We start from the raw sequence: 18,192 nt of genomic DNA, 5'->3' as shown, positions 1-18,192 counted from the left end.
AAATCACCAACACAATATATTTCGTGATGATGAAGATAGAGAGTTTTATCTGATTTGACTAAAGAGATTAAAGGTGATTCACCCGTTTACTAAACATAATAGTACCGTTATAATGTAATTACAAAGTAATAACTTAGCGAGGAGAAATTACAATGCAGATGGATATTGTTAAAATCGGTAATTCCAAAGGAATTCGGCTTCCTCTTGCAGTCTTAAAACAATGTGGGATAGATTCGAAAGTAGAATTGGAAATTAAAGATAATTGTATCATCATAAAACCAGTAATAGCTCCTCGCCAAGGCTGGGCTGAAGCTTTTGAACTTATGCATAAAAATAATGATGATTTTTTATTGATCTCTGAAGAAATCGATAATGAAACGTTGGAGGCTTGGGATGAACCAAAGCATTGAGCAATATTCTTTGTATTGGGTAGATCTGAATCCCACTAAAGGAGCAGAGATTAATAAAACCAGGCCTTGTGTGGTTATTTCCCCTTTGGAAATGAATGAGCATATTCGGACAATTATTATCGCTCCGGTGACAAGTCGAGGAAGAGAAGGATATCCTACTCGTATTAAAGTGACAGTGGACGATGTGAATGGTTGGATTGTATTAGACCAGATTCGGGCTATTGATAAAACCAGATTTTGCGAGAAAATCGGAAATTTAAATACTGAAGAAATTGTAGAAGTGAAAAGCATTATTAAAGAAATGTTAGTCGATTGAACTAATCGTGCTCGGCTGAAGGGTTTCCCGTTCTTCAAGTATCATGTTGTCTTTTGCATCCCACAGGTAGGAGAGTTGTGTCTGAATAGGTCTCCGAAGTTCGTCTTCGGAGGTTTTTCTTTTCATAGAAAGCTCATGGTATAATATGGCATATAAACTACCTGAGCAAAGCCAGTCATTTGGTGCTACAGCATTGTTTAGACCACAAGATCGGGCGGGTGGTTGATTTGACAAAACTAATTGTAATAATTATAATTATAATCGTAATCAAACATTACTCATTGGGTAAACAATTGAGGTGGCAAGTGAGAATCAATCAAGCGACAGATTATGCGTTTCGGACGGTGCTCTTTTTAGCAAAGCAAAGGGACAGTTACCTTGTGATGGCCCAGGATATTGCTAAAAGTGAAGTGATTCCCATGCGTTATTTACTAAAAATTATGCCTTCTTTGATTAAAGCGGGAATCGTTACATCCGTTCGAGGTGTTGGAGGGGGGTACGTCTTAGCAAAAGATGCGCGGGAAATAACTCTGCTTGAAGTGTTGGAAGCGGTCGAGGGCCCCATTGAACTTAACCGCTGTTTGCTCGATCCGGATTTGTGCAGCAAAAAGGGCTCGGCGACCTGTGAAATTCATGCTGCCATGGCAAAAATTCAGAGTAGACTGCGGCGCGATTTCCAGAGCTACGTGGTGGCTGATCTTGTCTAGGGGAGGAAAAAAATTTTTGCTAAAAACTATACTCGATGGGTAAACTTATATTCCTAAGTCATAAACTAAGGAGTGTAAGGCTACATAATTCCAGGGTTTCAGGCTTAACTGCAGTAAGATTCGCACCAGATACGGCACGGGAGGTGCCATCTATGAAAGGAGGGTCGCTTGTTTTAGTTCGGTGGTCTTATGTTTAATGAAATGAGTGTGAATGGAGGGGGATTTATGGATGGTTTATTGCTCGCTCGGCTACAATTTGCCGTGACCTCAGGCTATCATTTCCTTTTTGTCCCGTTAACCTTAGGTTTGTCCATTCTGCTGGCAATCATGGAAACCATGTATGTTCGTTCCGGGAATGAAGCGTATAAAAAAATGACCAAGTTTTGGGGTAAGCTCTTCCTCATCAATTTTGCCATGGGTGTGGTTACCGGGCTGGTTCAGGAATTTCAATTCGGCATGAACTGGTCGGAATATTCCCGCTTTATGGGGGATATTTTTGGGGCTCCTTTGGCGATTGAAGCGCTGCTGGCCTTCTTTATCGAGTCGACGTTTTTGGGACTGTGGATTTTTGGGTGGGAACGGTTTTCTCCTAAATTACATGCTCTCTTTATTTGGTTGGTGGCGCTCGCCAGCAATATTTCCGCCCTGTGGATCTTAATTGCCAATTCCTTCATGCAGGAGCCTGTCGGGTACGTTCTCCGCAACGGCCGGGCGGAAATGACGGACTTTGGCGCTTTGGTGACGAATCCCCATGTCTTTTACCAATTTCCCCACACCGTCTTAAGCGGTTATGTGACGGCGTCTTTCTTTGTTCTGGGTGTGAGTGCTTATCATCTTTTGCGAAAAAATCACCTGGAACTGTTTCGGCGTTCGGTTAAGCTGGCTCTCACGTTTGGCGTGATTGCGACGGTTTTGCTTATGGGTATCGGACATTTACAAGGACAGTATCTGGTTCAGACCCAACCGATGAAAATGGCGGCAGCTGAGGCCCATTGGGAGACGCAGAACCCTGCGGATTTCAACTTGGTTGCCGGTATTGACGAACAGAATCATACGAATACGTTCACTCTGAAAGTACCTGGCGTTTTAAGCCTCATTTCCGGCAGTCAGGAAGTTCAGGGGATCAAGGAATTGCAAGCGGCGGACGCGGCGAAATACGGCCCCGGCAATTATATTCCCCCGGTAACTTCTCTTTTCTGGAGTTTCCGTTTCATGATCTTAGCCGGCGGTTGGCTTTTCCTTATGCTGCTCTTGGGCTGGTACTATTGGCGCAAGGGCGATTTGGAAAATCGTCGGAGATATCTGAAGGTGCTCCTGTGGACGCTTGCCGTGCCTTATATTGCCAATACCGCCGGTTGGTATTTGGCTGAAGTCGGGCGTCAACCTTGGATTGTGTACGGCTTGCAAAAGACGGCTTCGGCGGTTTCTCCGGTCGTCTCCGGTGGAGCGGTTCTGACCACGTTAATCGGATTTACCGTGATTTACGGCCTTTTAGCGGTTGCCGATGTCTACTTGCTGGTTAAATTCATCAAAGCAGGACCGGAGGATTCCGCTCCGAAGCAAGTGACGGAAACTTCAGGAAAGGGGGCTTCCTTATGGACTTAAATAGTTTGTGGTTCATCCTGATTGCGATCCTGTTTGCCGGCTTCTTCTTCTTGGAAGGTTTTGATTATGGGGTCGGGATTTTACTTCCCTTCTTAGGGAAAAATGACACGGAGCGGCGGGTACTGATCAATACCATTGGCCCGGTGTGGGATGGGAACGAAGTGTGGCTGATTACCGCCGGGGGGGCGATGTTCGCTGCTTTTCCCAACTGGTATGCAACCCTTTTCAGTGGTTTTTATCTGGCGCTTTTCCTCATTTTATTTGCTTTAATTGTGCGGGGGGTGGCGTTTGAGTTCCGCAGCAGTGACCGCAGCCCGGCCTGGCGCAACCTTTGGGATTGGCTTCTCTTTCTGGGAAGTTTCCTGTCGGCTTTGCTCTGGGGCGTGGCGGTAGCCAATCTCCTGCACGGGGTGCCCATTAACGGCCAGATGCAGTACGCAGGGAACTTCTTTGACCTATTGTCTCCCTACACTCTGGTCGGCGGGCTAGCGTTTCTTGTCCTCTTCATCTGGCACGGTGCGCTCTACCTGTCCTTGAAGACGGAAGGGGAGTTAGCCCGGAGAGCGCAAGGGGTAGCGGCAAAGGTTGGGCTTCTTACCATTCTGGGTGTGGCTCTCTTAGCGATCTTAACCTTCTTCCAAACCTCTTTGTTTACGAAACCGGTCGCTGTCGTCTTCTTGGTTCTCGCTTTCCTGACCCTCCTCTTGGCCTATCTCTTCTTGCAGCGGGGACGGGCAGGTCTGGCTTTCGGGTTTAATGCGGGAACGATCTTGACCTTAACTGGCGCCGTTTTTGCCGGAATGTTCCCCCAAGTCATGATTTCCAATTTGAACCCGGCCTGGAGTTTGACCATTTATAACGCTGCTTCCAGTCCGTATACGTTAAAGATTATGACCGTGGTGGCGTTGACACTGGTACCGGTTATCCTCCTTTATCAGGGGTGGACTTATTGGGTATTCCGGAAACGGGTGACGGAAAAAGACCTCCACTATTAAAGCTGATTTTTAGGCAAGGGAACAGGATTGAGCGTGAACAGAGAGAATTAGCATAAGCAGATTACTTTTGGGGGATAGAGAGATGCTGGACAAGAGAATGTTGGGGGAGGCCAAGGGAGTTGCGGGGTATTTGGCCTTGGCTCTGGGTTTTGCCTGGCTGGTAAGCCTGGGTACGGTTTTCCAAGCAAAGTATCTGGCAATGGTTGTCAACGGGGTTTTTCTGGCCGGAAACGATTTAGCACAGCTTTGGCCTTGGCTTAAACTGACCCTCTTGTTCATGATCTTGCGGGCTCTTTGGCAATGGTTGAGTTCCGTGTGGGCGGTACGGGCGGCTGTTCGGGTTAAAGATTCCCTGCGCCGCCGTCTGCTCGACCGCTTGTTTTTCCTGGGGCCTCTTTACATGCGCGGGGAAAAGGAAGGAGAATTGATTAATCTCCTTACCGCCGGCGTTGATGCGCTTGAAGAATATTTTGCGCGTTATCTTCCCCAATTGGCTTTGGCAGCCCTTGTTCCATTAACTTTGCTTCTTTTCATCTTTCCGGTTGATTTTATTACCGGGATAATCGTGCTCCTGACTGTTCCTTTGATTCCTTTATTTATGATCCTTATCGGTAAAATGGCTGATCAAAAGGCCAAACAGCAATGGCAAAGCCTTAGCCGCATGAGCGGGCATTTTTTGGATATGCTAAAGGGACTTTCGACCTTGAAGCTTTTTGGCCGCAGTCGTGATCAAAGCCGGGTCATCGCTCGGATCAGTGATGCGTTTCGGGTTGAGACGCTCGCCGTCTTGCGGATCGCTTTTCTTTCCGCTTTAGTTCTGGAATTCATGGCAACGATCAGCACGGCGTTGGTGGCGGTTTCCCTGGGCTTGCGCTTGGTGGAAAACCGCCTTTCTTTTGTTGATGCCTTTTTCCTGCTGCAAATTATCCCGGAAGTGTACCTCCCCTTGCGCCAACTGGGCAGTTCGTTTCATTCCGCCATGTCCGGGGTGAGTGCGGCGGAAAAAGTCTTTGCCATCTTGGAGGATGAACCATCCTCTCAGGGGGGTAGAGTTAATGGAGAGGGAAGAGATGAAGCTCCTTTTAAGGTCGACGAGGTTCAGGTGGAATTCCGCGAGGTCACTTTCGCTTACGCCGGGGAGACTTTGGGGAGTCAACCCGGCCCAAGCCCTTTGGCTTTAGCTGGGGTGAGTTTTTCTCTGGGCTCCGGGCAGAAGATTGCCTTAATGGGTCCGAGTGGGGCAGGGAAGACGAGTATTGTTAATCTTCTACTGAAATTTGCGGAGCCCTTGGCCGGGGAAATCCTGGTAAACGGTAGGCTGCTCAGGGATCTATCCCGGGACGAATGGTACCGGAATGTGGCGGTGGTGTCCCAGTTTCCCAGCCTATTCAGCGCCAGTGTGAGGGATAATATTGCTTTGGGTCGGAGAGAGAGCAGCGAGGAGGAGATTAGGCAGGCAGCCCGCTTGGCTGGGGCTGAGGAGTTCATTGCCCGTTTGCCTCTGGGGTATGAAACCCAGGTGGGAGAAGGGGGCTTCAGGCTCAGCGGCGGTCAGGCCCAAAGAATCGCCTTGGCTCGGGCCTTTCTCAAAAATGCACCGCTGCTTATCCTGGATGAACCAACGGCAGGCTTAGATGTTGTTGCTGAGGCCCGGATTGAGCAGGCCTTGGAGGAGTTGTGCCGGGGGCGTACGGTGTTGGTTATAGCCCATCGCTTGTCCAACGTCCAAGGGGCGGATCGTATCCTTGTCCTTGAACAGGGAAAAATCGTGGAAGAGGGTCGAGGCGAGGGGAGGGATTGAGATGGGGGCTTTGAAACGGTTGCTGGTACTTCTGCTGCCGAATCTACCCAGGCTGACAGGGGCGCTCCTGCTTTCCTTCTGTACCGTGGCCAGTAATATCGGGCTAATGGCTGCCTCCGCTTATCTTATTGCGCGGGCCGCTCTGCATCCGCCTATTCTTGATTTAATGGCAGCCATTGTAGGGGTGCGTTTTTTTGGGATTAGTCGTGGGATTTGGCGTTATGGAGAACGCTATTTCTCCCACGATGTCACTTTCCGCAGTTTAGCCCGGTTACGGGTCGCCTTTTTCCAGGCTCTTGAACCGTTGGCCCCGGCCCGCCTCTGGCGCTACCACAGCGGGGATTTGTTTAGCCGGATCATTGCCGATGTGGAGAGAGAACAGAATTTCTTTTTGCGCGTGCTCTCGCCGCCCGTGGTCGCTTTGGCCGTTCTCTTAGCGTACGCCCTGTTCCTGAGTTTCTTTGCCCCAAGTTTGGCTGGAGTGTTCATCTTCTTTTTCCTTCTGGCCGGGTTGGGTTTACCCCTACTGGTGGATCTCCTGCTGCAAAATACAGCGCGCAAGCTGGTCGGCTTGAAAAGCTCTTACCAGAGCAGCTTGATGGAACTTTTCCACGGCCTGGGCGATGTGCTCGTTTACAGGGAAAAGGAGGCACAACAGGATTTGTTAGGCCGGTTAAACCGGGAAATTCTGAACCTGGAAGCCAGACAAGCCCGCTATTTTAGTCTTGGTTCGGCGCTCAACGGTTTGCTCATGAATTTAAGCTTGTGGTGTGTTCTGGTCGTGGCCATACCGCTCGTCATCAGCGGGAAGCTTAATGGCGTTTATGTAGCCATGCTTGCCTTAGGAACCTTGAGTGCCTTTGAAGCGGTCTTGCCCCTCCCGGGGTGGGGCCAGCATTTGCGGGAGAGCAAAGCAGCAGCGGAACGTTTGGCCGAGATCATGGGAATGGAAGAAAGCGGCCGCCAAGGGTCCGAACCCGATGCTGCCGCGAAGCAAAAGGTAAATGTTTCAGGGTCTGCTCCCAAAATCTCTTTGGAAGGGCTTTATTTTCGCTATGCCACTGAGCAACCCTGGGTGTTAACGGATGTGAGCTGTACGTTGCCGCCGGGGAGCAAGATTGCCCTCATCGGCCCCAGTGGGGCGGGAAAAAGCACCATGATTCATCTGCTTCTCCGCTTTTGGGATTATGAACGGGGGAGGATTACCTTAAACGGTCAGGATGTGCGGGAATTTGAGCCGGATGAGGTGCGGAAGTTGTTCACGGTCGTAAGTCAAGACACGCATCTCTTCCACGCCAGTATCCGGGAAAATCTTCTTTTAGCCAAATTAACGGCTGATGACGAAGAATTGGAACGAGCGGCCACAAAGGCCAAGCTCCACGAATTTATTGCCGGCCTGCCTGAGGGGTACGATACTTATGTGGGGGAAGACGGCTTTAAGCTTTCGGGAGGGCAGCGGCAGCGCTTGGCTATTGCCAGGGCGCTGTTAAAGGATGCTCCGATTCTTGTTTTGGACGAAGCCACTTCCGGGCTTGATCCGGAGCAGGAAAAGGCGGTATTGCAGGAGGTTTTTCAGCTTTTCGCCGGGAAGACCATTATTATGATCGCTCACCATGTGGTTGGGCTGGCGGAGATGGATCGGATCTTGGTTTTACAAGGAGGTTCTTTGGTTGAAGAGGGCACACCTTGGGAGTTGGGGCGGAAAAGAGAAAGATAGTTTCCTAGCGTGCCTTATAGTATAATATTTACAGGAAGGCAGGCTTTGCGATTGGAGCTATCAAACGGTACCTGTTAACTGAGCGTATGAGATTTTCAATGTCGGTACAGGGAGCGGGTATTCCTTGCGGGAAGTGATTGAGAAGGCACGTGAGGTGACGGGAAGGGAGATTCCGGTGCACGAAGATGCAAGAAGGCCGGGTGATCCGGCCTTCTTGGTGGCGAAAGTGGAGAAAGACTAAGGAACTCGTCAAGTTCATAAGGGTGAATGTACTTGCTAAATTTGGGGCGGATTGCTTCCGAGAAACGCACTCACAAAGATGTTTGTATCAACTACAACCTTATATTTTTCCATAGTTGGTACTTCTGACTTCCTCAACTTCTTCTGAGATGGCGGCCGTTAGGGAAGCAGAACTCCGGTTGAGGGAAGCGATCCAGGCAGGAGAGATTAAAGCTAGGGAAGCGGAACTTAAGGGAAGGAGGAGCTATGTCGAGGATTTTAGTCACCGGCGGAGCCGGATATATTGGGAGCCATACGGTAAGGGTGCTCAGGGAGCGGGGCTTTGAGGTGGTTGTCCTCGATAGTCTGGTTACCGGGCACCGGGAGGCTGTGCCTGCGGAGGTTCCTTTTTATCAGGGGGATATCACAGAAGCGGCTTTGCTTGAGGAGATCATGGCAAGGCATCCCTTTTCGGCGGTGGTGCATTTTGCGGCCTTAAGCCTAGTTGGGGAGTCGATGCTGAGGCCTGAGAGGTATTTTGAGGAAAACATGGGTAAGACGAATCGCTTCCTGACCCTGCTTGTGCGGCTGGGGGTAAAGCGGTTTGTCTTTTCTTCGACGGCGGCGGCCTATGGAAATCCGAAGGAGGTGCCGATTCCGGAAGGTGCGGAAACCCGTCCGGTGAATCCGTATGGGGCATCAAAGCGCATGATTGAGGAGAGCTTACACTGGATGGAGCAGGCGCATGGGCTTAAGTGGATTGCTTTGCGCTATTTCAATGCAGCCGGGGCGGCTTTGGATGGTTCGATTGGGGAGGATCATGTGACCGAGACCCATTTGATCCCGCTGGTGCTGAAGACAGCTTTGGGACAGAGGGAGAGGATCTCGGTCTTTGGTACGGATTATGATACACCGGATGGCACGTGCATCCGGGATTATGTTCATGTGCTTGATTTGGCGGAGGCCCATGTGGCGGCCTTATCGGCGCTGGATAAAGGGATAGACAGTGGGATTTTCAATGTGGGCACAGGGAGCGGGTATTCCGTGCGGGAAGTGATTGAGAAGGCGCGTCTGGTGACAGGACGGGAGATTCCGGTGCACGAAGATGCAAGAAGGCCGGGTGATCCGGCCGTGTTGGTGGCGAAAGTAGCGAAGATCAGAGAGGTGCTTGGCTGGCAGCCGAGGCTGAGTGATTTGGAAACGATCCTGGCTTCAGCTTGGAAGTGGCATGAGCGTCATCCGTATGGATATGGGGATAATGCTGTGGTCTTAGATTAGGTATTAAGATGTTGACAGAACTAATTGGGTGCTCGGGTCGGAAAATACCCGAGGCTAAAGGATCTTCATTACTCGTTTTTGCTCTTGGAAAAAGTCCGGTATTTAGAGTCGATCGAGCCGGTGCAGCTATTATTGGTGCCTCCCTGACTATTGGTACAGGAGTAATCAGTTTCGATCAGGCGGCTCAGTCTATTGAGCAAAAGATGCGCGGGAAATAACTTTGCTTGACGTATTTCAGTTTGGCATGAACCCCGGCGTGCCTTATATTGCCAATACCGCAGGTTAAAGGTTATTATCTGAAATATATAGGGCCACTTGTCCAAGAAAGCGGTCGATGTCTTTAATACTGGTCTGAAGAATTCTGTAAACGACCTCCGGTGAAATATCCCAATACACATGCACTAACCGATTGCGAAACTTGGTCATGTCAAGCATTGCCGGCTCTAAGTCTTGAGTGATTTTGTGTTTTTCTAATTCTCGAAAAACATCGGCATATGTTCTGGGAGCATCTAATTGGAGATCGACTTGGAGCATAGAAATAAGACGATTTCCGATATTAATACAGGATTCTATACATAGTTGTAGATAACGCTCAGTAGCACTTTGCAAAAGGGAATTCGCCAAATATTCCTCCTGGGAAGTTTTAGCTACTTCTTTTAATCGTCCGAGATATTTTGAAATCTGACGGATTTGAAAAGCTAGTTTTTCATCCATGAACGATCCTCCTTCTGGTCAGAGTTTCCAGTAGAGTTTTGTTGCATTCATCCAGCAGAGGTTTGAAATCCAGATAGTACTTAACCGTTTGGTCCCAAAAGTCAATGTATTCTTCTCTGTTATTAAGTAATAGAATCTTTGCACTTTTGAGAGCCCCATATTGCATAGATAATGGAGCGGTATTGAGATTAATTAAATCTAAGTCATCAGATTCGAGTAGGTCTGAGACTATTTCATAGACTTGGCTGTGAACGCTATTAAGTTGATCATCGCTAAGATTTCTTCCATATAAAACAGCCAGGTCAACATCACTTAACGGAGTTTCCTTGCCTGTGGCTAATGAGCCAAATAAGATGACGGTACTGATCTTTTGATTTAAGTGGGTTAATGAGAGTGGCAAAGTATTGAGCTTTTCCCGAACTAACTCAAAATCCAAACGTTTATTATCAAATATCATTGATTCAACCCTCCTCAAAAGGCTCATGCCAGTTATTACCTATTTAATAATAACATGGTCTAAAGGGCATGGCAATACGGTTAGAGTGTCTGAAAAGACGGAGGCCCATATGGCGGCTTTATCGGCGCTTGAAAAATAAGGCTGCACTTTCAGTCGACGAAATTATTCGACTTATGGTGGGGCGTGATGTCTTAGAAATGGAAAGGTCAGCAACTATCGTTTCAAACGAAGAAGTACTTCGAGTTGATGGGTTTACCCAGGAACCTGCATTTCGGAATATCGACCTCCGTTTAAGAAAAGGAGAAATTCTTGGAATTGCGGGGCTTGTTGGCTGTGGACGATCGGAACTTGTTGCTGCTTTAGGAGGTGCATTGCGGGCAAACTCAGATCGAATTATTTTAGATGGTAAAGAAATAAAAATATCATCTCCCGCAGTAGCGCTTAAATACGGTATAGGTTTTTTGCCGTCGGAAAGAAAGGCGGAAGGATTGGCCACTCTATTATCGGGAATGTCAATTGGTTCCACCATGGCTCTAGTTAGTATGACCGTGGGTCTAGTGGGGTTAGGGACCGGGAATATACCTTTAGGAATTATAGCCGGACTGCTGATGGGTGCACTGGTTGGCTTATTTTTCCTACAACCGAACTTTGGGAGTGGGTCTCATCTTGAGGCGATTACTGCGGCAATCATTGGAGGAATTAGCCTGGATGGTGGTCGGGGTGATGTACTGGGAGTATTGATATTGTCTATAATTATTGATCGAATGAGGCTTATTAATTTGGAAAGAAAATAATAAGTGTCGGAATGTCCCCCAATTTATGCGGAAGAGCAGTTCTAAAACTTGGTAGGAAAACTACTTACCAAGTTTTAGAACTCACGTCAAATTCAAATGGCATCTAATAAAAAATAGGGAAACCAAGCTTAAAGCTCCGGTTTCCCTAATGTTTCTTACAATTAAATTATTAGATTAATTTTATTGCTGCTCCCTCAGGATCAATTTCTAGGGTATATGCTTTAGCCATATAAGATTCTTTCTTGAGTGCGTCTAACATTTGCTTGGTTATGGATTGTGCTTCTTCAGCCGAGGTTAGCGCTATTAGTGTCGGTCCAGACCCGCTTAAAGCCGCTCCATATGCCCCAGCTTTAAGAGCGGCTGCAATTGCATCGTGCATTCCTGGAATCAGGGCAGCCCGTTGGTCTTGGTGAAGCTTGTCCCGCATTCCTTCACGCAGAAGTATGTAGTTTTCTGTGAGGAAGGCTTCGACGATCAAGCCGACATGGGCTATGTTGAAGACTGCGTCTTGTCGCGGAACCTCGGATTTAAGCACGGCTCGGGCTTTTTCTGTTTTCACCAGGATTTCGGGCACGATCGCTATGGCGGTAAGTTTGGGTGCGCGGGCGAGGACTCTGGTCTGGATGCCGTTTCCCGTAAGGACGGAAAGGGTGACCCCGCCTAAAAGCGCGGGAGCCACATTGTCCGGGTGCCCTTCCAAAGCATTCGCCATTTGCAGGAGTTCGTTTTGGGTTAAGGGGTTTCCGGCTACTGCGTTGGCAGCTAAGAGTCCGCCCACAATTGCAGTCGAACTGCTGCCGAGCCCGCGTGCGGCAGGAATATTGATATCCAGGGTGAGTGCAACTGAGGGAATAGGGAAGTTTATACTTTGCCAGAGGTAGACCATGGTTTGCCACACGAGATTGTTTTCATCGGCGGTGATTCCTTGGGCATAGGGGCCGGTACACTTGATTTGTAGGGAGTACGCAGTTTTGTTAGCCGGGCTTGCCTGATCGGGACTGACCTTTATGTTGGTTTTAGGGGCTTGGGCCGCTGCCTCTGTTTCAACCGTGATCGTATTAAATAAGGAGAGAGCAAGGCCCAGGCAGTCAAAGCCAGGGCCTAAATTCGCAGATGTTGCCGGGACGCGTACCTCAAATTTCATGATCTATAAGCCTCCATAGATAATATAAACTGCAGGAGACAGGAGACAGGAGACAGGAGACAGGAACGTAAGTCGACTGACTACTGACTACTGACTACTGACTACTGACTACTGGCTACTGGCTAGCGCCCGTTCTCGAACCGGATTACATTCTGCACGTTTAAGACTTTGCTGTAAGCGCGTACAGAATCTAAGGCTTCCTGGAGCTTGCCTTCGCGGCAGGGGTGGGTGACTAAGACGATTTCTGCTTCCTGGTGGCCGCGCGGTTTCTGGATGATGGAGGCAAAGCTGATCTCCGCTTCGGCAAAGAGGAGGGCGAGGGTAGCGAGAACCCGGGGCTCGTCTTTGACGAGCAGTCGGATATAAAAAGCAGTGGTGAAGTTGTATGTTTTCTTAAGTGGAAGGTCTTGATAGCAGGTGCAGTTAATCGCGGAAGTAGAGTTGGACTGAATGTTGCGGATGACCTGCATGATATCCGAAACGACAGCGCTTCCGGTGGGAAGAGAGCCGGCACCGCGTCCGTAGAACATGGTTTCTCCGACCGCGTCTCCTACGACATAGATCGCGTTATAGACCCCGTTTACAGATGCCAAGGGATGGCTCTTAGGGATAATGGCCGGGTGAACGCGCATTTCTATCCCTTCATCCTGGTGTTTAGCAATGGCCAGGAGCTTGATCGAGCAGTCGAGTTCACCGGCGTACTCTATATCTTCGCGGGTTATCTTCGAAATTCCTTCAACATAGACATCATCCAAAGTTACCCGCGAGTTAAAGGCAATAGAGGCGAGAATTGCCAGCTTGCGCGCGGCGTCCAAGCCATCGACATCAGATGCAGGGTCGGCTTCAGCGTATCCCAGTTTTTGTGCTTCGGCCAGGACTTCCGCATAATCCCGTCCCTGTTCTGACATGGCGGTGAGGATGTAATTCGTGGTGCCGTTGATGATTCCGACGAGAGCGGTAAGGCGGTTGGCTGCCAGAGATTGTTTGAGCGCGGCGATGATGGGGATACCCCCGGCTACGCTGGCTTCGAAGTAGAGGTCTTTTCCTGCTTCTTTGGCTGCCGTGAGCAATTCCTGGCCATGTTCGGCCAGCAGGTCTTTATTGGCAGTAATAACATTTTTTTGATTGGCTAAGGCTTTTAGAATATAAGTGCGTGCAGGCTCAATGCTGCCCATCACTTCCACGATGATGTCAATTTCCGGATCATTAAGGATATCTTCGGCGTTATCTGTCAGTTCAAAGTCACCGCTGATCTGACGCGGGGCTTTTAAGTCCCGGACGAGTACTTTTTTTACCCGAATTTTACTTTCAGTGCGGGTCTGTATATCTTCGGCGTTTTGTTGTAAAATTTGAATGACACCTGTTCCAACTGTTCCAAGTCCTAAAATTCCGATGTTAATCATATGCTTTTCCACTCCTTTGTGCGCGTACAAATGTATTTCCATAGTGGACATTATAGCGGGATTATTGTTCTTTGACAAGTGAGAAATCGAGGGTTTGCGAAATTTTTAACTTTTTCTTTGTAAAAGGTTGACACTATATTCTGTATCATATACACTAAATTTAAAATTACTTATGTATTATAACACAGCTGAAACGTGGGTACAAAAAACCCATGCGGAAGGTTCCACGTTCAATCGGAGCTACGCCTGGGTTTTTCTGTTTAGTTCTGTTTTTTGTAAACATTAATGAAGCAAATGCTAGGGAAAGGGGTTTTTGAAATGGGACTTACTATCTATTGTAATGGAGCATATGTACCGGAAGAGGAGGCGAAAGTATCGATTTTTGACCATGGCTTCCTTTACGGTGACGGAATTTTCGAAGGGATTCGCGCGTATCATGGGCGAGTGTTCAAGCTTCCCCAGCACTTAAAGCGCCTTTATGAATCTGCGCAGTCCATTCGTTTAGACATCGGAATGCCTATGGAAGAGATGCAGGAAATCGTGCTTGAAACTTTAAGGCGCAATAACCTGCGCGATGCCTATATCAGACTAGTAGTATCCCGGGGCAAAGGGGATCTGGGTCTTGACCCCAACAATTGTCCGAAGGCCGCCACGTTCTGCATCTCTGACCAGATTAAACTGTTCGCGCCCAGCATGTATGAGCAGGGTCTGGAAGTAAAGACTGTGGCAATCCGCCGTAATAACCAAGATTCATTAAATCCCCGTATTAAATCCTTGAACTACCTTAACAATATCATGGCTAAGATCGAAGCGGTACAGGCCGGAGTCATGGAAGCCATTATGCTGAACCAGGAAGGTTTTGTGGCTGAAGGGACTGGTGACAACATCTTCATGTATCGCAACGGGGTGTTGTACACTCCCCCGATTTACGCCGGTATTCTCGAAGGAATTACGCGCAACACAGTCTTGGATATTGCGCGCCGGCAGGGCATGGAAGTGCGTGAAGAACTCTTTACCCGCCATGACCTTTACACTTCGGATGAGATTTTCCTCACCGGTACAGCTGCCGAGCTGATTCCGGTCGTTAAGGCGGATGGCCGCATTATTGGTAAAGGGGCTCCGGGAGAAGTCTTTAAGAAGCTTCTGGTGGAGTTCAGAGAAGTTACTAAAGTTGACGGTCCCAAGATTTTTGCTTAAGGTATTTTTCTTAAATATTAGTTCTGAATGTTTGTTCTGCTAGTTTAAAAAAGCGAATTATATAAGAGTTTACGCAGATATTATTTCAGGAGGAGAGGGAGAGCCAGTGAACAGCGATACTGTAAAACGTGGAATAGACCGGGCACCGCACCGTTCTCTGCTTAAAGCGTTGGGACTTACAGACCGGGAAATCAACAAGCCCTTTATCGGGGTGGTTAATTCGTTTACCGAACTGGTGCCAGGGCATATGCATTTGCGCCAGATTGCGGATGCTGTCAAAGCAGGTATCCGGGAAAATGGTGGCACTCCGTTTGAGTTTTCCACAGTGGCTGTGTGTGACGGTTTGGCAATGGGACATGAAGGGATGCACTTTTCCCTGGCCAGTCGCGAACTGATTGCAGATTCGATTGAAGTGATGGCCAGAGGGCACCAGCTTGATGCGTTGGTGCTTATCCCCAGCTGTGACAAAATCGTTCCTGGGATGCTGATGGCCGCGATGCGCCTAAACTTGCCGGCGATTGTCGTCAGCGGCGGACCAATGCTCCCCGGGAAATTTGAAGGGAAGGCTGTAAGCCTGAGCACAGTGTTTGAGGGAGTGGGCAAGGTACATGCCAACCTCGAAGATGAAAGCTGGCTTAAGAATCTGGAGTTAAAAGCCTGTCCGACAGCGGGCTCCTGTGCCGGGATGTTTACCGCCAACTCCATGAACTGTCTGACGGAAGCTTTAGGCCTGGCCTTGCCTGGCAATGGCACTGTTCCTGCTGTCTATTCCGAACGCTTGATCCTGGCCAAAGAAACCGGTTACCAGGTGATGGAGCTTGTGCGCGCAAACATCAGGCCGCGTGACATTATCACCTCTAAGGCGATCGCGAACGGGGTTGCCTTAGATATGGCTCTGGGCTGCTCAACTAATACGATTTTACATCTCCCGGCGATCGCGCAGGAAGGCGGTATCGACTGGGAACTCAGCCGGGTTAACGAGATCAGTGAGCACACTCCCCAGGTGTGCAAATTAAGTCCGGCGGGGACGCATCACCTGGTTGACCTCCATGAAGCAGGCGGAGTCAGTGCAGTCTTAAAACAATTACTGGATGCCGGACTTTTTGATGGTTCAGTGCTTACCGCATCCGGTGTAACCCAGGGCGACAGGTTAAGTGAGGCTAAAGTCTTTGATCCTTCCGTGATTAAACCGATAGCTGCTCCTTATTCCAAGCAAGGCGGGCTCAAAATCCTGTTTGGTGATCTGGCTCTGGAAGGAGCAGTTATTAAACAAGGGGCACTTTCTGACCAAAACTTGGTCTTTGAAGGGGTTGCCAAAGTCTTTGACGGGGAAGTCGCCGTGACGAAAGCGATTCAAAGCGGAGAGATCGTCGCCGGAGACGTGGTGATTATCCGCTATGAAGGGCCGAAAGGCGGACCTGGAATGCGGGAGATGCTCGGACCCACATCGATGCTGGCCGGAATGGGACTGGATTCCTCAGTCGCCCTGCTTACAGACGGACGTTTCTCCGGTGCCAGCCGCGGGCTTTCCATCGGGCACGTTTCTCCGGAAGCGGCTTTGGGCGGCGAGATCGCCTATGTCGCAACCGGAGACAAGGTTAGAATTGACTTAAAAGCAGGACGGATTGACTGGCTGCTCCCGGAAGATGAAAAAGGGAAGCGGCGTCAGGGTCTTAAAGAACTCTCGAGTCGGGATGGTTATTTAGGGCGCTATGCCCAGTTTGTGCAGTCTGCATCGAAAGGTGCGGCTTTCAGATCCGGGAAGGAGGAGTAAGTGTGACCGGTGCGGAAGTCTTGCTGAAAGCCCTGGAGGATGAAGGGGTAGATCTTATTTTTGGCTATCCCGGGGGTGTGCTCCTCGCCTTATATGACGCTCTCCTCGACAGCAAAATCCGACATATAGGGGTGCGCCATGAGCAAGGGGCGGCTCATGCGGCTGATTCCTATGCCCGGGTCGCCGGCAAAGTGGGGGTGTGCCTAGGTACATCCGGGCCGGGCGCTACCAATCTCGTGACTGGAATTGCCAATGCTTATATGGATTCGATCCCGGTCGTGGTATTGACGGGGCAGGTTTCTACCGGTTTGCTCGGTTCAGACTCTTTCCAGGAAGCGGATATTACCGGCATTACCTTACCGATTACTAAACATTCATATTTGGTCAGAGACCCGCGTGAACTTCCGCGCATTGTTAAAGAAGCTTTTCACATTGCCGGGAGCGGTCGACCGGGACCGGTTTTGATCGACCTGCCGAAGGACGTGCTGGCAGCCAGGGATGTCGTACCGGCTCCGGCTGTACCCAGGCTTAAAAGCTACAAAGTATTCAGCAAAGGAAACTCCGGACAGATCGAAGAAGCGGCTAAGGCTATTGCGCACAGCAGCAAGCCTGTAGTGTATGCAGGCGGGGGGGTTATTACCTCCGGAGCGCAAGCGGTTTTGCAAGAGCTGGTCGAAGCTACTTCCCTGCCGGTGGTTACTACTTTGATGGGTATCGGCAGTCTACCGGCAGGTCATCCTAATCTCTTGGGCATGGTCGGAATGCACGGGACCGTAACTGCTAACTATGCGGTGGATGACTGCGATTTGCTTATTGCTGTGGGCGTGCGCTTTGATGATAGGGTGACAAGCGGCTTAGGACATCGTTTCGCCACTAAAGCCAAAATCGTGCACATTGATGTTGATCCGGCGGAAATCGGCAAGGTTGTGCGCACCCATGTCCCGATTGTGGGTGATGCTAAGCTCGTTGTGCAAGAATTGATGGGTTTGGTTCAGAGACAGGATAAGTCGGAATGGTGGAATCAGCTTAGGGACTGGCAGCGCGATTATCCTTTGCGCTGTGATTCTGACCGCCTGACTCCGCAGATGGTTATGCAAACGATTGGCCAAGTTGCCGGAGAAGATGCGATTATATGTACAGATGTGGGGCAGCATCAGATGTGGGCGGCTCAGTTCTATCCCGTTGCTCGTCCGCGTCACTTTATCACCAGCGGCGGCTTGGGCACGATGGGCTTCGGTCTTCCCGCTTCTGTAGGAGCGCAAATCGCTCAGCCGGACAAACTTGTATTCTTAGTTACCGGGGATGGATCGTTGCAAATGACGATTCAGGAATTGGCAACGATCGTTCAGCATAAGCTTCCGGTAAAAATTGCCCTTATGAATAACGGGGTTTTAGGAATGGTACGCCAATGGCAAAAGATGTTCTATGATGAGCGTTTTAGCCAAATCCAGCTGCACGCGAACCCTGACTTTATCAAGGTGGCTGAGGCCTACGGGCTCAAGGGTATCCGGGTCACGGACGTGCAGCAGGTGGAAGGGGCTTTAACCGAAGCCAGGGATTATCCCGGCCCCGTGCTCGTGGAATTTGTGATTTCGCCGGATGAAGATGTGCTGCCGATGGTGCCGCCGGGTAAAGAGATTACGGAAATGCTGGGGAGGTAA

The 18,192-nt window shown here is 49.5% G+C and carries 17 protein-coding genes; 13 read left to right on the top strand and 4 right to left on the bottom strand.

Going from position 1 to position 18,192, the window contains the following annotated elements; translation table 11 throughout:
• The first annotated feature begins 152 nt into the window (after window positions 1-152).
• From ACYQ2N_RS00735 to ACYQ2N_RS00695, 9 genes are all read left to right on the top strand, one after another.
• Window positions 153-410, top strand: a complete 258-nt coding sequence (locus tag ACYQ2N_RS00735; protein WP_459996849.1) for an AbrB/MazE/SpoVT family DNA-binding domain-containing protein — start codon at window positions 153-155, stop codon at window positions 408-410.
• Window positions 394-726 (top strand): type II toxin-antitoxin system PemK/MazF family toxin, encoded by a 333-nt coding sequence (locus ACYQ2N_RS00730; RefSeq protein WP_459996847.1) that lies wholly within the window; start codon window positions 394-396, stop codon window positions 724-726. Before ACYQ2N_RS00735 ends, ACYQ2N_RS00730 begins: the two co-directional genes overlap by 17 nt.
• Window positions 727-1,031: 305 nt before the next feature.
• Window positions 1,032-1,433: an RrF2 family transcriptional regulator gene (locus ACYQ2N_RS00725; RefSeq protein WP_459996845.1), complete on the top strand. Its 402-nt coding sequence runs from the start codon at window positions 1,032-1,034 to the stop codon at window positions 1,431-1,433.
• A 225-nt stretch (window positions 1,434-1,658) separates the two neighbouring features.
• Complete coding sequence (locus tag ACYQ2N_RS00720) at window positions 1,659-3,038, top strand: cytochrome ubiquinol oxidase subunit I (RefSeq protein WP_459996843.1); 1,380 nt, start codon at window positions 1,659-1,661, stop codon at window positions 3,036-3,038.
• Window positions 3,029-4,033 (top strand): cytochrome d ubiquinol oxidase subunit II, encoded by a 1,005-nt coding sequence (gene cydB / locus ACYQ2N_RS00715; RefSeq protein WP_459996841.1) that lies wholly within the window; start codon window positions 3,029-3,031, stop codon window positions 4,031-4,033. Before ACYQ2N_RS00720 ends, cydB begins: the two co-directional genes overlap by 10 nt.
• An 82-nt stretch (window positions 4,034-4,115) precedes the next feature.
• Window positions 4,116-5,834, top strand: coding sequence for a thiol reductant ABC exporter subunit CydD (gene cydD / locus ACYQ2N_RS00710; RefSeq protein WP_459996839.1), 1,719 nt, complete (start codon window positions 4,116-4,118; stop codon window positions 5,832-5,834).
• 1 nt (window position 5,835) lies between these two features.
• Window positions 5,836-7,551, top strand: a complete 1,716-nt coding sequence (gene cydC / locus ACYQ2N_RS00705) for a thiol reductant ABC exporter subunit CydC (protein WP_459996837.1) — start codon at window positions 5,836-5,838, stop codon at window positions 7,549-7,551.
• A 486-nt stretch (window positions 7,552-8,037) separates the two neighbouring features.
• On the top strand, window positions 8,038-9,048 hold the full coding sequence (galE, locus tag ACYQ2N_RS00700; protein WP_459996835.1) for a UDP-glucose 4-epimerase GalE: 1,011 nt from the start codon (window positions 8,038-8,040) through the stop codon (window positions 9,046-9,048).
• Between the two features lie 8 nt (window positions 9,049-9,056).
• Window positions 9,057-9,266 (top strand): hypothetical protein, encoded by a 210-nt coding sequence (locus ACYQ2N_RS00695; protein ID WP_459996834.1) that lies wholly within the window; start codon window positions 9,057-9,059, stop codon window positions 9,264-9,266.
• A gap of 64 nt (window positions 9,267-9,330) precedes the next feature.
• On the opposite strand, the gene hepT is transcribed toward ACYQ2N_RS00695, so the two are convergent.
• Both hepT and mntA read right to left on the bottom strand, forming a co-directional pair.
• Window positions 9,331-9,762 carry a type VII toxin-antitoxin system HepT family RNase toxin gene (gene hepT / locus ACYQ2N_RS00690; RefSeq protein ID WP_459996832.1) on the bottom strand — a complete coding sequence of 144 codons (432 nt, stop codon included), beginning with the start codon at window positions 9,760-9,762 and terminating at the stop codon, window positions 9,331-9,333.
• Window positions 9,755-10,219 (bottom strand): type VII toxin-antitoxin system MntA family adenylyltransferase antitoxin, encoded by a 465-nt coding sequence (gene mntA, locus ACYQ2N_RS00685; RefSeq protein ID WP_459996830.1) that lies wholly within the window; start codon window positions 10,217-10,219, stop codon window positions 9,755-9,757. Before mntA ends, hepT begins: the two co-directional genes overlap by 8 nt.
• A gap of 128 nt (window positions 10,220-10,347) precedes the next feature.
• Between mntA and ACYQ2N_RS00680 the strand changes: the two genes are divergently transcribed.
• Window positions 10,348-11,013 (top strand): ATP-binding cassette domain-containing protein, encoded by a 666-nt coding sequence (locus tag ACYQ2N_RS00680; protein WP_459996828.1) that lies wholly within the window; start codon window positions 10,348-10,350, stop codon window positions 11,011-11,013.
• A gap of 169 nt (window positions 11,014-11,182) precedes the next feature.
• Here ACYQ2N_RS00680 and thrB read toward each other — a convergent pair whose 3' ends face one another.
• Entirely contained in the window at window positions 11,183-12,157 is a 975-nt protein-coding gene (thrB, locus tag ACYQ2N_RS00675) for a homoserine kinase (RefSeq protein ID WP_459996826.1), read from the bottom strand.
• A 122-nt stretch (window positions 12,158-12,279) separates the two neighbouring features.
• Window positions 12,280-13,560: a homoserine dehydrogenase gene (locus tag ACYQ2N_RS00670; RefSeq protein WP_459996824.1), complete on the bottom strand. Its 1,281-nt coding sequence runs from the start codon at window positions 13,558-13,560 to the stop codon at window positions 12,280-12,282.
• Between the two features lie 318 nt (window positions 13,561-13,878).
• On the opposite strand from ACYQ2N_RS00670, the gene ilvE reads away from it, so the two are divergent.
• From ilvE to ilvB, 3 genes are all read left to right on the top strand, one after another.
• Window positions 13,879-14,757: a branched-chain-amino-acid transaminase gene (gene ilvE / locus ACYQ2N_RS00665; protein ID WP_459996821.1), complete on the top strand. Its 879-nt coding sequence runs from the start codon at window positions 13,879-13,881 to the stop codon at window positions 14,755-14,757.
• Window positions 14,758-14,863: 106 nt separating this feature from the next.
• A complete protein-coding gene (gene ilvD, locus ACYQ2N_RS00660; protein ID WP_459996819.1) occupies window positions 14,864-16,531 on the top strand; it encodes a dihydroxy-acid dehydratase in 1,668 nt (555 codons plus the stop codon).
• Window positions 16,513-18,192 (top strand): biosynthetic-type acetolactate synthase large subunit, encoded by a 1,680-nt coding sequence (gene ilvB / locus ACYQ2N_RS00655; RefSeq protein ID WP_459997285.1) that lies wholly within the window; start codon window positions 16,513-16,515, stop codon window positions 18,190-18,192. The genes ilvD and ilvB overlap by 19 nt, the downstream gene beginning before the upstream one ends.

Source organism: Paradesulfitobacterium aromaticivorans, from assembly GCF_054657415.1.
Note: the sequence above shows the minus strand (reverse complement) of the source record. Positions and strands in the feature narration are given on the sequence as shown.

Coding starts and splice junctions, on each gene's coding strand:
- ACYQ2N_RS00735 (WP_459996849.1), top strand. CDS start 153: ATGCAGATGGATATTGTTAAAATCGGTAATTCCAAAGGAATTCGGCTT.
- ACYQ2N_RS00730 (WP_459996847.1), top strand. CDS start 394: ATGAACCAAAGCATTGAGCAATATTCTTTGTATTGGGTAGATCTGAAT.
- ACYQ2N_RS00720 (WP_459996843.1), top strand. CDS start 1,659: ATGGATGGTTTATTGCTCGCTCGGCTACAATTTGCCGTGACCTCAGGC.
- cydB (WP_459996841.1), top strand. CDS start 3,029: ATGGACTTAAATAGTTTGTGGTTCATCCTGATTGCGATCCTGTTTGCC.
- cydD (WP_459996839.1), top strand. CDS start 4,116: ATGCTGGACAAGAGAATGTTGGGGGAGGCCAAGGGAGTTGCGGGGTAT.
- cydC (WP_459996837.1), top strand. CDS start 5,836: ATGGGGGCTTTGAAACGGTTGCTGGTACTTCTGCTGCCGAATCTACCC.
- galE (WP_459996835.1), top strand. CDS start 8,038: ATGTCGAGGATTTTAGTCACCGGCGGAGCCGGATATATTGGGAGCCAT.
- ACYQ2N_RS00695 (WP_459996834.1), top strand. CDS start 9,057: ATGTTGACAGAACTAATTGGGTGCTCGGGTCGGAAAATACCCGAGGCT.
- hepT (WP_459996832.1), bottom strand. CDS start 9,762: ATGGATGAAAAACTAGCTTTTCAAATCCGTCAGATTTCAAAATATCTC.
- mntA (WP_459996830.1), bottom strand. CDS start 10,219: ATGATATTTGATAATAAACGTTTGGATTTTGAGTTAGTTCGGGAAAAG.
- thrB (WP_459996826.1), bottom strand. CDS start 12,157: ATGAAATTTGAGGTACGCGTCCCGGCAACATCTGCGAATTTAGGCCCT.
- ACYQ2N_RS00670 (WP_459996824.1), bottom strand. CDS start 13,560: ATGATTAACATCGGAATTTTAGGACTTGGAACAGTTGGAACAGGTGTC.
- ilvE (WP_459996821.1), top strand. CDS start 13,879: ATGGGACTTACTATCTATTGTAATGGAGCATATGTACCGGAAGAGGAG.